The organism is Streptomyces sp. NBC_00028, assembly GCF_045041065.1.
Taxonomy (GTDB): domain Bacteria; phylum Actinomycetota; class Actinomycetes; order Streptomycetales; family Streptomycetaceae; genus Streptomyces.
Genome location: NZ_CP108294.1, coordinates 47,922 through 61,518, shown reverse-complemented (window position 1 = coordinate 61,518; position 13,597 = coordinate 47,922). Strand labels below are relative to the sequence as shown.

At 70.4% G+C, this 13,597-nt stretch carries 13 protein-coding genes; 5 read left to right on the top strand and 8 right to left on the bottom strand.

Features of this window, described 5'->3' with window-relative positions:
* Nucleotides 1-17: 17 nt before the first annotated feature.
* The 5 genes from OG885_RS44470 to OG885_RS44450 all read left to right on the top strand — a co-directional run bounded on the left by OG885_RS44470 (nucleotide 18) and on the right by OG885_RS44450 (nucleotide 4,915).
* Nucleotides 18-641, top strand: a complete 624-nt coding sequence (locus OG885_RS44470; RefSeq protein WP_331728925.1) for an isochorismatase family protein — start codon at nucleotides 18-20, stop codon at nucleotides 639-641.
* A complete protein-coding gene (locus OG885_RS44465) occupies nucleotides 638-2,536 on the top strand; it encodes an anthranilate synthase family protein (protein ID WP_331728922.1) in 1,899 nt (632 codons plus the stop codon). The genes OG885_RS44470 and OG885_RS44465 overlap by 4 nt, the downstream gene beginning before the upstream one ends.
* A gap of 155 nt (nucleotides 2,537-2,691) precedes the next feature.
* Nucleotides 2,692-3,531 carry a PhzF family phenazine biosynthesis isomerase gene (locus OG885_RS44460; RefSeq protein WP_331728919.1) on the top strand — a complete coding sequence of 280 codons (840 nt, stop codon included), beginning with the start codon at nucleotides 2,692-2,694 and terminating at the stop codon, nucleotides 3,529-3,531.
* 28 nt (nucleotides 3,532-3,559) lie between these two features.
* A complete protein-coding gene (gene phzG / locus OG885_RS44455) occupies nucleotides 3,560-4,225 on the top strand; it encodes a phenazine biosynthesis FMN-dependent oxidase PhzG (protein WP_331729513.1) in 666 nt (221 codons plus the stop codon).
* A 222-nt stretch (nucleotides 4,226-4,447) separates the two neighbouring features.
* Entirely contained in the window at nucleotides 4,448-4,915 is a 468-nt protein-coding gene (locus OG885_RS44450; RefSeq protein WP_331728917.1) for a PhzA/PhzB family protein, read from the top strand.
* A 69-nt stretch (nucleotides 4,916-4,984) separates the two neighbouring features.
* Here OG885_RS44450 and OG885_RS44445 read toward each other — a convergent pair whose 3' ends face one another.
* The 8 genes from OG885_RS44445 to OG885_RS44410 form a co-directional block, all read right to left on the bottom strand.
* The gene (locus OG885_RS44445) at nucleotides 4,985-5,446 is read right to left on the bottom strand and encodes a hypothetical protein (protein WP_331728915.1); all 462 of its coding nucleotides are present in this window, start codon (nucleotides 5,444-5,446) and stop codon (nucleotides 4,985-4,987) included.
* A gap of 30 nt (nucleotides 5,447-5,476) precedes the next feature.
* Nucleotides 5,477-6,691 (bottom strand): methionine adenosyltransferase, encoded by a 1,215-nt coding sequence (metK, locus tag OG885_RS44440; RefSeq protein WP_331728914.1) that lies wholly within the window; start codon nucleotides 6,689-6,691, stop codon nucleotides 5,477-5,479.
* A gap of 91 nt (nucleotides 6,692-6,782) precedes the next feature.
* Nucleotides 6,783-8,366, bottom strand: coding sequence for a class I adenylate-forming enzyme family protein (locus tag OG885_RS44435; RefSeq protein WP_331728911.1), 1,584 nt, complete (start codon nucleotides 8,364-8,366; stop codon nucleotides 6,783-6,785).
* A gap of 276 nt (nucleotides 8,367-8,642) precedes the next feature.
* Nucleotides 8,643-9,266 carry an NAD(P)H:quinone oxidoreductase gene (wrbA, locus tag OG885_RS44430; RefSeq protein ID WP_331728908.1) on the bottom strand — a complete coding sequence of 208 codons (624 nt, stop codon included), beginning with the start codon at nucleotides 9,264-9,266 and terminating at the stop codon, nucleotides 8,643-8,645.
* Between the two features lie 31 nt (nucleotides 9,267-9,297).
* Nucleotides 9,298-10,293 carry a class I SAM-dependent methyltransferase gene (locus OG885_RS44425; RefSeq protein WP_329344722.1) on the bottom strand — a complete coding sequence of 332 codons (996 nt, stop codon included), beginning with the start codon at nucleotides 10,291-10,293 and terminating at the stop codon, nucleotides 9,298-9,300.
* Nucleotides 10,290-11,459 carry a DegT/DnrJ/EryC1/StrS family aminotransferase gene (locus OG885_RS44420; RefSeq protein ID WP_331728902.1) on the bottom strand — a complete coding sequence of 390 codons (1,170 nt, stop codon included), beginning with the start codon at nucleotides 11,457-11,459 and terminating at the stop codon, nucleotides 10,290-10,292. The genes OG885_RS44425 and OG885_RS44420 overlap by 4 nt, the downstream gene beginning before the upstream one ends.
* A gap of 6 nt (nucleotides 11,460-11,465) precedes the next feature.
* Nucleotides 11,466-12,041 carry a cupin domain-containing protein gene (locus tag OG885_RS44415; RefSeq protein WP_331728899.1) on the bottom strand — a complete coding sequence of 192 codons (576 nt, stop codon included), beginning with the start codon at nucleotides 12,039-12,041 and terminating at the stop codon, nucleotides 11,466-11,468.
* Nucleotides 12,042-12,071: 30 nt separating this feature from the next.
* A complete protein-coding gene (locus OG885_RS44410) occupies nucleotides 12,072-13,139 on the bottom strand; it encodes a type III polyketide synthase (protein ID WP_331728896.1) in 1,068 nt (355 codons plus the stop codon).
* Nucleotides 13,140-13,597 lie beyond the last annotated feature (458 nt).

The following is a 13,597-nucleotide window of genomic DNA, read 5'->3' as shown; positions in this document are numbered from 1 at the left end:
GAACAGGAGCCGAAGCCATGACCGGCATACCTCCCATCTCCGCGTACCCGCTGCCCGCCCAGGGCGACCTGCCGTCGGCCGCCGTCGACTGGAAGGCCGACCCCGCCCGGGCTGTCCTCCTCGTCCACGACATGCAGCGGTACTTCCTCAAACCGTTCCCCGACAGCCTCCGCGACGACCTGATACGCGGCGCGGCGCAGCTGCGCGAGCGCTGCGCCGCGCTCGGCGTCCCCGTCGCCTACACCGCCCAGCCCGGCGGCATGACCGACGAACAGCGCGGTCTGCTCAAGGACTTCTGGGGCCCCGGCATGCGCACCACCCCCGAGGACCGCCAGGTCGTCGACGCCCTCGCCCCGGCCGACGACGACTGGCTGCTCACCAAGTGGCGCTACAGCGCCTTCTTCAAGACCGACCTGCTTCAGCGGATGCGGGCCACCGGCCGCGACCAGCTCATCCTGTGCGGGGTGTACGCCCACGTGGGCGTCCTCGCCACCGCCGTCGAGGCCTACACCAACGACATCCAGCCGTTCTTCGTCGCGGACGCCACAGCGGACTTCTCCCAGGAGTACCACCGCTCGGCCCTCACCTACGCCGCCGAGCGCTGCGCCCGCGTCCTCACCGCGAAAGAGGTGTTCGCATGACGTACGGCGATCTGCTCGACCAGGCGCTGAACGGGCCCGCCCAGCAGCCGTACGCGCTGCTGCACCGCCCCGGCGCCACCGGCCCCGACACCGTCGAGGTCCTGACGGGCGACGTCTCCCTGCCCGCCACCCTCGCCGACATCGACCTGCCGGAGAGCACACGGGACGGCGCCCACCACGAGGTCCTCGTCGTGCTGCCCTACCGGCAGCTCACCGAACGCGGCTTCGCCTGCTCCGACGACGGCACCCCGCTCGTCGCCATGACCGTCACCGGCCAGCAGCGGCTGCCCCTCGACGAGACCCTGGCCCGCATCCCCGACGTGCCGACCTCTCTGTCCGGCGGCGACTTCGACGTCGACGACGCCGCCTACGAGGACGTCGTACGCCGCATCGTCAAGGAGATGATCGGCACCGGCGAGGGCGCCAACTTCGTCATCAAGCGCACCTTCGTCGCCGACATCACCGACTACGGCCCGCGCAGCGCCCCCGCCCTGTTCCGCCGGCTCCTCACCCGCGAGTCGGGCGCCCACTGGACGTTCCTCATCCACACCGGCACCCGCATCCTCGTCGGCGCCTCCCCGGAACGGCACGTCAGCCTCCAGGGCGGCACCGCCGTCATGAACCCCATCAGCGGCACCTACCGCTACCCCTCGTCCGGGCCCACCCTCTCCGGCGTCCTTCAGTTCCTCGGCGACCGCAAAGAGACCGACGAGCTGTACATGGTCCTCGACGAGGAACTCAAGATGATGGCCCGGATCTGCCCCGGCGGCGGCCGGGTCGTGGGCCCGTACCTGAAGGAAATGGCGAGGGTCGCGCACACCGAGTACTTCATCGAGGGCCGCACCGACCGCGACGTCCGCGACATCCTGCACGAGACGATGTTCGCGCCCACCGTCACCGGCAGCCCGCTGGAGAGCGCCTGCCGCACCATCACCCAGTACGAGCCCGGCGGCCGCGCCTACTACAGCGGCGCCGCGGCACTGATCGGGCGGGACGCGGACGGCGAGCGGGTCATGGACTCCGCGATCCTCATCCGCACCGCCGACATCAGCGCCGAGGGCCGTATCGGCATCGGCGTCGGCGCCACCATCGTGCGCCACTCCGACCCCGCCTCCGAGGCCGCCGAGACCCGCGCCAAGGCCGCCGCCCTGGTGTCCGCGTTCGGCGGCGCGGCGGAGACCGAACGCTTCGCCGACCACCCCGTCGTCCGCGAGGCCCTCGGACAGCGCAACACCTCCATCGCCGACTTCTGGCTCACCGACGCCGAAGCCCGCGAGGCGGCCCGCCCCGAACTCGCCGGCCGCAGCGTCCTCGTCATCGACGCCGAGGACACCTTCACCTCCATGCTCGACCAGCAACTGCGGTCGCTGGGCCTGCGGGTGACCGTCAGCCGCTTCGACGAGCCCTACTCCTTCGACGGCCACGACCTGGTCGTCATGGGCCCGGGCCCCGGCGACCCGCAGGAACTCGCCCACCCCAAGATGGCCCACCTGCACCAGGCCGTCGACACCCTGCTGCGCGAGGGGCGCCCCTTCCTCGCCGTCTGCCTCAGCCACCAGGTCCTCGGCCTGCGTCTCGGCCTGCCGCTGCGCCGCAGGGACACACCCAACCAGGGCGTGCAGAAGCAGATCGACCTGTTCGGCGGCCCCGAACGCGTCGGCTTCTACAACACGTTCGCCCTGCTCGCCGACCACGACGAGTTCCACGCGGACGGCATCGGCCCCGTCCAGGTGAGCCGCGACCCGGCCACCGGCGAGGTGCACGCCCTGAGCGGCCCCGGCTTCGCCTCCATGCAATTCCACCCGGAATCCGTGCTCACCCGAGAGGGACCGCGCATCGTGGGGACGCGCCTGGCCGCTCTGCTCACCCCGGCGAAGGCCGCCCACGGGGCCTGAAAACCCCCAGGCGACCGCACCAGAACGGCCGGGCCGGCGCCCTCCCCCGAGCGCCGGCCCGGCACCGCCGACACCCCATCGGCACCCGCCGACGCCGTTCGGCACCCGCCGACACTCATCGGCACCCGCCGAGACCAGAACCACTGGGAGACCCGATGCATACGTACGTCGTCGTCGACGCGTTCGCGCGCGAACCCCTCACCGGCAATCCGGTGGCGGTGTTCTTCGGGGCCGACGACCTGACCGCCGAGCAGATGCAGCGCATCGCCCGGGAGATGAACCTGTCGGAGACCACCTTCGTGCTCCGCCCCCGCCAGGACGACACCGACGCCCATGTGCGGATCTTCACCCCGGTCAACGAACTGCCCTTCGCGGGCCACCCGTTGCTCGGCACCGCCATCGCCCTCGGCGCCCGCACCGACGCCGACCGGCTGCGCATCGAGACCGCCATGGGCGTCGTACCGTTCGAGCTCGAACGCGCCGACGGCAAGGTCGTCGCCACGAGCATGCGGCAGCCGGTACCCGTCTGGGAGCCGTTCGACCGCACCGACGAGCTCCTGGAGGCCCTCGGCGTCCACGACTCCGTCCTCCCCGTGGACATCTACCGCAACGGCCCCCGCCACGTCCTCGTCGGCTTCGAGAGCGTCGAAGCCCTCTCCAAGGTCGATCCCGACCACCGCGCCCTCGCCCGCTTCCCCGACATGGCGACCAACTGCTATGCCGGAGAAGGCAGTTCGTGGCGCAACCGCATGTTCTCGCCCGCCTACGGCGTCGTCGAGGACGCGGCCACCGGCTCCGCCGCGGGCCCCATCGCCATCCATCTCGCCCGGCACGGCCTCATCGAGTACGGGCAACGCATTCAGATCACCCAGGGCGTCGAGATCGGCCGCCCCTCACCCATGGGCGCGCTCGCCCACGGCCAGGGCGACCACGTCACCTCCGTCGAGGTCTCGGGCCCCGGAGTGGTCACCATCGAAGGGGTGCTCCATGTCTGACCTGTCCCAGCTCCACGCCACCAACGGCATGGCGGTGACCACCCGCGGCGGCTCCAGCCGCTCCGAGACCCTCACCGGCAACCTCCACGTGCCCTTCCCCGAGTTCATCGCACCCCCCGCCGAACCCATGGGGCTGCTCTCGGCCTGGCTGGAGTCCGCCGTCACCCACAACGTCCGCGAGCCCCGCGCCATGGCCCTCGCCACCGCCGACGCCCGCGGCCGCGCCTCCTCACGCATCGTCGCCCTCACCAAGGTGACGGACACCGGCATCGTGTTCATCACCCACTCCGACAGCCGCAAGGGCCGCGACCTCGCCGAGAACCCCTGGGCGTCCGGCGTCCTGTACTGGCGCGAGACCACCCAGCAGATCACCCTCGCCGGCCCGGTCACCCAGCTCTCCGAGGCCGAGTCCGAGTCCCTCTGGTACGCGCGGGCCGTCTTCACCCACGCCATGACGACCGTCTCCCGGCAGAGCAAGCCCCTCGACGACCTGGAGCACTTCGCCCGGCTGCGCTCCGAGGCCCTCGACCTGGGCGAGCCGCAGCGCCCGCTGCCCCGGCCCGCCACCTTCGTCGGCTACCGCCTCGACCCCGCCAGCATCGAGTTCTGGGGCAACGGCGTCGACCGCCTCCACGAACGCCTCCACTACGAGCGCACGGACGCCGGCTGGCAGTTCAGCCGACTCCAGCCCTAAGGCCTGCCCGGCGGCTCATGCCGCAGACGCGGGGTCTGGCACGCCGATCTGCCGCGTTGTCGTCGGTTGCCGATGCTCCGCATCGCCGCCCTCCTCCGCCTTGCAGCCCGACGCGCTAGACCCCGCTCACCGGCCTCAACGAGGCGCCGTCACTTTCCTGCGACCTGTTCCGCCGGACAGGCCCTAGCCCCGGGAGCCATCATCACCACGTCCACGTCACCGGTGTTCACCGACCACCACGACCTGCGCGCCCGCAACCGCGAGGCCGTCGAGCAGTACATGCGCACCGGCCCCGAGGCCCGGCTCATCCGGTACACCCTCTACACCGACGACGGCACCGCGTCGCTGTTCTACACCGACATCGGCCGCCCCATCGTCGTCACCGGCCGCGAGAAGCTGAAGCGGCACGGCGAACTGTCGCTGAAGGTGCTGCCCGACTGGCAGTGGTACGACGTCCAGATCTACGAGACCCAGGACCCGTCCGTCATCTGGGTCGAGTGCGACGGCGAGGGCACCATCCGCTTCCCCGGCTATCCCGAGGGCCACTACCGCAACCACTTCATCCACGGCTTCACCCTGCACGACGGGAAGATCGCCGCCAGCCGCGAGTACACCAACCCGATCGAGCACATGAAGTCGCTGAGCATCGAGACCCCGCACATCCGCCGGGACTGGATCCCCACGTCCTGACCCGCGTCCTGCTGTCATGGGCCGCCCACCTGTTGTCAGGTGGGCGGCCCTTTTTTGCGTTTCCCTCCGTCAGCCCAGGTAGCGCTGGATCGTCGGCTTGAGGAGCGCGACCAACTCGTCCACCGGGGTGGAGGCGATCGGCTCCAACTTCACGATGTAGCGCATCAGGACGACGCCCCACACCTGAGACGTCGCGGCGTTGACGTTGACCGCCGGCACGCCGATGGTCTCCGCGGCCTGGTAGATGTCCATGTCGGCGATGCCGATGGACTTGCCGGCCTGCGCGAACAGCTGGTTGGTGAGGAAGCCGCGCATCTGGTCGGCGCCCTCGTCACTGTTGACCGCGGCGGTCAGGAGCCCGAGCAGCCTGGGCCGCACCTGCGGGTCCTCCCACAGCACGAAGGCCGCACGGAGAAGCTTCTCGGCGAGCTCGTCACGCGCCCCGGCGAGCGCGTTGGCGCCGGCGTCACCGAGCGCACCACCCAGCGAGTCCAGGGCCGAGCGCTCTTCGACCTCAGTGGCTTCCGACATTCTTCCTCCAGGTGTTTCGGTAACGGTGTTTCAGGAGTTGCGTTCGGCTGCGGTGCGCAGGGCGTCCGCGCGGTTGGTGTGTTCCCAGGTGAAGTCGGGGAGTTCGCGGCCGAAGTGGCCGTAGGCGGCGGTCTGGGTGTAGACCGGGCGCAGCAGGTCGAGGTCACGGATGATGGCGGCGGGCCGCAGGTCGAACACGTCGGTGATGGCCTGCTCGATCGCTTCGACGGTGACCGTGTTGGTCCCGAAGGTCTCCACGAACAGCCCGACCGGTTCGGCCTTGCCGATCGCGTAGGCGACCTGCACCTCGCACCGCTTCGCGAGTCCTGCGGCGACGACGTTCTTTGCGACCCAGCGCATGGCGTAGGCGGCGGAGCGGTCGACCTTGGAGGGGTCCTTGCCGGAGAACGCGCCCCCGCCGTGGCGGGCCATGCCGCCGTAGGTGTCGATGATGATCTTCCGGCCGGTCAGCCCCGCATCGCCCATGGGCCCGCCGATCTCGAACCGGCCCGTCGGGTTGACCAGCAGCCGGTAGCCGTCGGTCTCCAGCTTGATCCCATCAGCCGCGAGCTGGGCCAGGACCGGCTCGACGACTTGGGTGCGGATGTCGGGGGTGAGGAGGGCGTCGAGGTCGATGTCGGCGGCGTGCTGGGAGGAGACGACGACCGTGTCCAGGCGGACCGGTTTGTCGCCGTCGTACTCGATGGTGACCTGCGTCTTCCCGTCGGGGCGCAGGTAGGGGACCGTGCCGTCCTTGCGTACCTGGGTGAGCCGGTAGGACAGGCGGTGGGCGAGTTCGATGGGCAGCGGCATCAGGCTCGGCGTCTCGTCGGAGGCGTAGCCGAACATCAGCCCCTGGTCGCCGGCGCCCTGGCGGTCCAGGAGGTCCTCCTCGCCCTCGACCCGTGACTCGTAGGCGGTGTCGACGCCCTGGGCGATGTCCGGGGACTGCGCCCCGATCGAGACGGACACCCCGCACGAGGCGCCGTCGAAGCCTTTGGCGGAGGAGTCGTAGCCGATGTCGAGGATCGCCTCGCGCACCAGCTGGGCGATGGGGGCGTAGGCGGTGGTGGTGACCTCACCGGCGATGTGGACCTGCCCGGTGGTGATCAGGGTTTCCACGGCGACGCGGGAGGTGGGGTCCTGGGTGAGCAGGGCGTCCAGGATCGTGTCGCTGATCCGGTCGGCGATCTTGTCGGGATGTCCCTCGGTCACGGACTCCGAGGTGAACAGACGACGGGACATGACACTCCAAGACGTCAGTGGGTGGGCGTACGGAGGTGGCCGGGGAGAGCCCCCGGCCACCTTGGTTTCTCAGCGCTTCGTCAGCGGTCGGTCAGCGGTTGGACAGCTGGTCCTTGAGCTGGTCGGCGAGTGCGAGCCGCTGCACCTTGAGCGTCGCGGTGCGCGGCAGCTCGGCCTCCGGGATCTGCACCGGGTCGGCGAGCTGCGGGAACCCGGCCGCCGCGGCACGCCACCGGTCCAGGTCCAGCGGCTTGTCACCGTGGGTGCAGATCACCGGCACCGCCTCGGCGTTGGGCCCCTGGACGACGACCAGTTCGCTCAGCTCGTGCAGCTCGGCCAGGACGACATCCTCGATCTCCAGGGAGCTCGTGACGCCCGGGATCATGTCGACCTCGCGGTCGAGCATGTGCAGACAGCCGAACCGGGTGAAGTAGCCGACGTCGCCGGTGCCCCACCACTCGCCCTTGCGGTTGGCGTCGTAGCGCTCCTGCTCGCCGTAGTACGTCTTGGCGATGCCCGGCCAGGCGACCTCGATACGGCCGGGGCTCTGCTCGGTCGGGCGGTGGCCGTCGCGGCTGACGACCCGCACCTTCGCCGCGCCCAGCGGCATCTGCCAGCCCACGCACCGCCCGTTGGCCTTGTGCGCGGAGTTCCGGAAGTAGGCGCGGCCGACGGCCGGGCCGACCTCGCTCTGCCCGTAGATCTGGAAGAACAGGGCGCCGCGCCGGTCGGAGGCCTTGAGGAGCGTGCTCATCGTGCCCGGGTGGATCGCGTCGAAGGTGCTGCTGAAGACCTTGACCGAGGCGAAGGGCGCCCGCGGGTCCTCGGCCAGGCCCTCCCACTCCATGAGCGAGTTGGGCAGCGCCTCGATGAGGGCCGGGCGGTGCTCGAGCAAGTGCTCGGCGACGACCGCGGGGTCCGTCTCCCGCAGCAGCAGGACCGGGTACTCCTTCAGCAGTGCCAGCGACATCGCCGCGACCATCCGCGAGTGCACGAACGGCACATGGATGGCGACAGTCTCCTTCTTGCGCAGCAGGGCCAGCAGCCGCCACTGCGGCAGCAGACGGATGCCCTGGGTACGGGCGGTGTGCACCACGAGCTTGGGGATGCCGGTGGTGCCCGAGGTGTGGGTGATGACGGCAGCCTCGTCGATCGGCCGGACCACCGGCTTCACCCGCGGGGAGCCCGCGAGTTCACCGAGCGAGATCGCGCCCGGGCGGTCGAACGCCGAGGTGATGACCCGCTCGGTGAGGTCGGCCAGCGGCACGTCGGCGAGGGTGTCGAGCTTGTTGCCGTCGGTGAGCAGCGTCGGCCGGCCGACCCGCTCCAGCAGGACGCCCACGGTGGCGGGGTCCAGGGCGGGGGAGATGTTGACGACGATCCCGCCGATACGGGAGATCGCCGACGCGAGCATCCAGTGGTCGGCGCCCGCCGTCTTGTAGATGAAGACGTGCTCGTCGGGCCGGACACCGGCGGCCCACAGGCGGGCCGCCAGGTCGTCGACGTGGTCGGCGTACTGGGCCACCGTCAGCCGGCGTCCCACCTCCGGCAGGGCGTCGAGGTCGTGGTCCAGGGTGATCGGCGTCGACGGGTTCACGGCCGCGGCCATCTCCGGCAGGAGACCGATGTGCAGGCCGCGCTTCTGTATCGATGAGTAGGCGGTTGAGCCCTTCATCGGGCTGTCTCCTTTGCGCTGGGCGATGGATGTGCGGGCTGTCGCCGGCTCTGTGCGGGATACCGGGGTGTGAGGGACGCGCCAGGAGAGGCAGGGGCCCTAGGTCGTGTCCGCAAAGTCCCGCCTGCCGGGAGCCGCCATGCACGCCCTCTCGCCGCACCGGGCACAAACCCACGTACAACCAGTACGCGGGTTCGTGCCCGGCACGCCGAGAGCACGCACCTGACGCCGCCCGGCCCGCCCTCCGGGCGGACGACGGGACTTTGCGGACACGACCTAGGCTGCCGTGCGGCCCGCCTTCAGCGCCGCCGCCGTCTCCGTGACCCGGCGGGCCTGGTAGCGGGCGCCTTCCAGGACGACCTCGCTGGGGCCGCCGTTGCTGTTTCCGGCGCCCGAGACATACGAAGTGCCGTACGGATTCCCCGTCTTGAACTGGATCGGGTCGGTGTAGCCGGGCGGGACGATGATGCCGCCCCAGTGGTAGAAGGTGTTGCTCAGCGCCAGGATCGTGGACTCCTGGCCGCCGTGCGCGGTGCCGGTCGCGGTGAAGGCCGAGACGACCTTGTCCGCGAGCCCGCCCCGCTGCCACAGCGGGCCCGCGGTGTCGATGAACGCCTTCAGCTGGCTGGAGACGTTGCCGAAGCGGGTCGGCGTGCCGAACAGCACGGCGTCCGCCCACTCCAGGTCGTCGAGCGTGGCCACCTCGACGTCGGCCGTGTCCTCGATGTGCTTGGCCCACGCCGGGTTGGAGTTGACCGCCTCCGGCGGGGCCAGCTCGCGGACCTTGCGCAGGCGCACGGTCGCGCCCGCCTTCTCCGCGCCCTCGGCCGCGGCCTGCGCCATGGTGTGCAGGTTGCCGGTGGCGCTGTAGTAGATGATCGAGACGTTGACGGCTGCCATGTGCGTTCCTTCACTCACGTTCTGGGAGCCGCTACTTGGCGACGACGAGGGTGGCGGGCTCCGCGACATGGAACGAGACGTCCTCGAACCCGGCCTTGATCAGCCAGTCGCGGTAATCGCTGCGGGTCCAGGTGCTGCCCTGCCGCGTCTTGAGCAACATCTCCGAGGCGAAGATCAGCGGGAAGGCCGGACCGCTGCGGTCGTCGTCGACCACGTAGTCGTTGACGACGAGGGTGCCGCCGGGCTTGAGGGCCTGCCGGAGCCGGGAGAAGACCTCGATGTTGCTCTCCGGGCTCTCCTGGTGGGCGATGTGCGAGTACACCGCGACGTCGTACTCGGCTGTACCGAAGTCGGTGGTGTGGAAGTCGCCGTTGAGCGTGGTGAACCGGTCCCCGACCCCGCGCTCGTCGAGCAGCCGGCGGGCGATCTCGTTGATCGGCTCCCAGTCGAGCTGGGTCGCCTTGGCGGCCGGGTTGGCCTCCAGCCAGATCCCCGAGTAGATGCCCGAGCCGCCGCCCACGTCGAGGATCGAGATCTCCCCGGCGTCGGCCAGCCCGAGCACCTCGGCGGCGACCCCCGCGGCGGGCACCGACTGCGCGGCGATCGCCGTGACGATGCCCTCCCAGTGCGGGTTGTTGGCGACCTCGACGACCACGTCCTTGATCGGCCCGCCGACCCGCACGACCTCGGCCAGGTCGGTCAGCGATCCCGTGTGCCCGAGCTTCAGCCTGGCGAACGGGGCGAGCGACACCGGAGTGTCCTCGACCAGGTAGGTGGCCGCCTCCGGGGTGTTGCGGTAGCGGCCCTCGTGCAGCTCGACCAGGCCGATGCTGACCAGCCCGTCGAGGAGGGTCTGCGCGCCGCGCTCGGCGATGGCGGCCCGGCGGGCCAGCTCGTCGGCGGTGTCCGCGCCGTCGGCGAGGTGGGTGAAGACCGAGTGGGTGGCGGCTGCGGCGAGGACACCGGTGGCCCAGTAGCCGTTGATCAGCCGCATGATGCCGACAGGTGACGGCTGGTTGTTGGTCATGCTGCCCCTCCCAGGGCGAAAGTGGCGGGCGAGGTGGCGGTGGAGTGGGTGTGCACCGCGCTGCGCAGCGCGGCGACGACCCGCTCGACCTGGTGGGGCTTGAGTTCGGCGTGCATGGGGATGGAGAGCTGGCGGGCGAACAGGTCCGCCGAGACCGGGCAGGTCTGCTGGGCCTTGAACACCGGCTGCACATGGCCGGCCCAGGTGCCCTGCTGGCAGCCGATGCCCTGGCCGCGCAGCTCCGCGGCGACCGCGGCACGGTCTACGCCGGCGTCCAGCGTGACCATGTACGTCTGCCAGGCGTGGGTGCGGTCGTCGGGGACCGTCGGGGTGCCCACCAGGTCCTCGTCGGCGAGGAGTTCGGCGTACTGCGCGGCGACCGCGCTGCGGCGGACGAGCAGTTCGTCGATCCGGCCGAGCTGCACCTGGAGGATCGCCGCGGCGATGTCGGACAGCTTGAAGTTGTAGCCGATCTCGGTGAACGTCGGCACGGGCAGGCCCACGACCTTGCCCATGTCGAAGATGCTCCCGATACCGAACGAGGAGCGCAGCCGCGCGTCCTTGCCGATCTCCGGGTCATGGGCGAGCAGCGCGCCGCCCTCACCGCTGGAGGCACCCTTGCGTCCGTGGAAGGACAGGCACCCGATCTCGGCCAGCGCACCGGCCTGCCGGCCCTGGTAGGTGGCGCCGACCGCACAGGCCGCGTCCTCGACGAGGAACAGCCCGTGCCGGTCGGCGATCTCCTGCAGTTCCGTGTAGTCGGCGGGCATGCCCACCGTGTCGATCGCGACGATGCCCGCGGTGCGCGGGGTCACCAGGTCGGCCACCGCCTGCGGGTCGACCGTGTAGGTGTCGGGCCGTACATCGGCGAAGACCGGGGTCGCCCCCACGTACAGCGCGGCCTGCGCGGGCGCCGGGAAGCCGTAGTCGGCGACGATCACCTCGTCGCCCGGCCCTACGCCGAGCGCGAGCATCGCCAGGTGCAGCGCGGCCCCGCAGTTGGCGAGGGCCACGGCGTCACCGACGCCGTACTTCTTGGCGAGCTGGGCCTCCAGGGCCTTGCCCTTGGGGCCTTGTCCCGCGGGCCAGCCGGAGGCGAACACCTCGGCCACGGCGGCCAGTTCCTCCTCGCCGAGGCTCGCGTGGACGAGCGATATCGGTTCCATCTGGGGTCAGCTCCCACTCTGCTTCACGTGCGTCGCGTGCGTCGTCTGGCCGGGGATGTGCAGAGCGGGCGGGTCGTAGCGCAGCGGCGTCAGCTGCTCGACGTCGTACCGCTTGCGCATGGCCTCCACGGCCGCGGCGTCCACCGTGGTGCCGCGCGACCAGATCTCCGCGATCTCTTCGAAGTAGTCCTCGTGGATGGGCGAGGGCAGGCACTGGAAGAGCATCTTCACCGGCCTGTCCGTGGCGTTGCGGAACGCGTGCGGAGTGCCGGGCGGCACGAACATGCAGCCGCCCTCGCTCGCCCGGATCACGCGGTCGCCCTTGGGGGACACCCAGTCGTGCCAGCTGTCCGGTGTGCGCTCGGTCGGTTCGAAGCACAGGAGGTCGAGCTCGCCCTCCAGGACGTAGAAGAACTCCTGGGCGTCACCGTGCACATGGGCCCCGACGTCGAAGCCGGGCGGCACGACCACTTCGAAGATCGACACGGAGGAGCCCATCTCCTTCGTGGCCTTGAAGGTCACCTCCTGTGCCCGGGTGACCAGCTTGCGCCCGGCGCCCGCCGGGAGGATGAGGTCGGTCATACGCGTCCCCTCCGCTGTTCGTACCGGTGCTCAGGACGTGGGCCGGGAGGAGTCGGAACCCCAGGTGCCCAGGGCCATCTCGGCGGTGATGCCGGGACCGAAGCCGGCGATCAGACCGGTGGCGCCGGGGGCCGGGGCGTCCTCCTCGAAGAGGCGCCGGGCGGCTTCGAGGACGACGGCGCTGGCGATGTTCCCGTACTCGCTCAGCGTCGACCAGCTGTGCCGGAAGACGTCCCGGTCGACCTCCAGGAACTTGGCGAGGTCGTCGAGGATGCGCGGGCCACCGGCGTGCACGATGTAGAAGTCGAGCTTGCCCGCGTCCCAGCTGTGGTCCTTGGCGAGCTCGCGCAGGACCGGGGCGAGCGGCTCCATCGTGCCGGGGACCCGGCGGTCGAGCTGGAAGTGGAAGCCGGTGTCCTTGACCGCGTAGGAGATCCAGTCCTCGGTGTTCGGTATCAGGTAGGAGGCGTTGCGCTCCAGCTCGATGCCGTTGCCGCCGATACCGCGGACGACCGCCGCGGCGACCGCGTCACCGAACAGGCCGTCGGAGAGCAGCGAGCCGATGTCGTCGGCCTCCGGCTGGTAGCACAGCGAGCACAGCTCGCAGGAGACGATGAGGACGTTGCTGCCCGGGTGGGCCACGCAGAAGTCGTGCGCCCGGTTGATGGCCGCGCCGCCCGCCGCACAGCCCAGCTGGGCGATCGGGATCTGCCGGGTGTCAGGACGGAAGCCCAGCTTGTTGATGAGCCACGCCGTCAGCGACGGCATCATGAAGCCGGTGCACGACACGTAGATCATCGCGTCGATGTCCCGGGCCCGCAGATCGGCGTTGGCCAGCGCGCGCTCGATGACCTCGGGGGTGCGCTTCTTCGACTCGACCTCGTAGATGCGGTTGCGCTCCTCGAAGCCCGGGTGGCGCAGCGTCTGCTCGATGGGCTGCACGATGTGCCGCTTCTTCACGCCGGTGTTGCGGATCAGGCGGAGGGCCAGGGGCAGTTGCGGCTTTCCGGCGTGCGCCTTCTCCGCAAATTCCAGAGTCTCTTCCACCGTGATGATGTGTTCCGGCGCCATCATGGCCGGCTTGCAAAGCCTGGGCATATCTGGAATCCACTTCTCTTGGGGTCTCGACAGCGGGGGCGGTGCGGCGGGCGGGTCACGCTTGCTCAGCAAGCGCTACAAGGTGCCTCAAGACCGAGCGGTCGCGGCTGGCGGCGACGAGCCTCGGGTGGTTCAGTGGCAGGGATGCCGGACAGGGAAGGCGATCACGGCGAAGTACGTGAACATGGCGATGAGGCCGGGAGAGTCCGGGAAAGGACTTCGGCTGTCCGGGAGATACCGTCGGCCGTCAGGTGCGCAGGAGCTCGATTCGCCCTGCGGGAACCGGCGAACGACCCTCGGCCCATTGCCTCTTGCTGTTTTCGGGCAGGCGAGGGGTGCGAAAATAGTGACACGCGCTGAGGAGCCGAGCCAAGTGCCTGTTAGGCATACCCGAGCCAGACTCCAGGCGTACTCTCGCGCGCTTCAGGCAGGGGTCAGGACCCACCCCGCCGCACCCC

Coding starts and splice junctions, on each gene's coding strand:
- OG885_RS44415 (WP_331728899.1), bottom strand. CDS start 12,041: ATGACCGACCTCATCCTCCCGGCGGGCGCCGGGCGCAAGCTGGTCACC.
- OG885_RS44425 (WP_329344722.1), bottom strand. CDS start 10,293: ATGACCAACAACCAGCCGTCACCTGTCGGCATCATGCGGCTGATCAAC.
- OG885_RS44420 (WP_331728902.1), bottom strand. CDS start 11,459: ATGGAACCGATATCGCTCGTCCACGCGAGCCTCGGCGAGGAGGAACTG.
- phzG (WP_331729513.1), top strand. CDS start 3,560: ATGGCGGTGACCACCCGCGGCGGCTCCAGCCGCTCCGAGACCCTCACC.
- OG885_RS44410 (WP_331728896.1), bottom strand. CDS start 13,139: ATGCCCAGGCTTTGCAAGCCGGCCATGATGGCGCCGGAACACATCATC.
- OG885_RS44435 (WP_331728911.1), bottom strand. CDS start 8,366: ATGAAGGGCTCAACCGCCTACTCATCGATACAGAAGCGCGGCCTGCAC.
- wrbA (WP_331728908.1), bottom strand. CDS start 9,266: ATGGCAGCCGTCAACGTCTCGATCATCTACTACAGCGCCACCGGCAAC.
- metK (WP_331728914.1), bottom strand. CDS start 6,691: ATGTCCCGTCGTCTGTTCACCTCGGAGTCCGTGACCGAGGGACATCCC.
- OG885_RS44445 (WP_331728915.1), bottom strand. CDS start 5,446: ATGTCGGAAGCCACTGAGGTCGAAGAGCGCTCGGCCCTGGACTCGCTG.
- OG885_RS44470 (WP_331728925.1), top strand. CDS start 18: ATGACCGGCATACCTCCCATCTCCGCGTACCCGCTGCCCGCCCAGGGC.
- OG885_RS44460 (WP_331728919.1), top strand. CDS start 2,692: ATGCATACGTACGTCGTCGTCGACGCGTTCGCGCGCGAACCCCTCACC.
- OG885_RS44465 (WP_331728922.1), top strand. CDS start 638: ATGACGTACGGCGATCTGCTCGACCAGGCGCTGAACGGGCCCGCCCAG.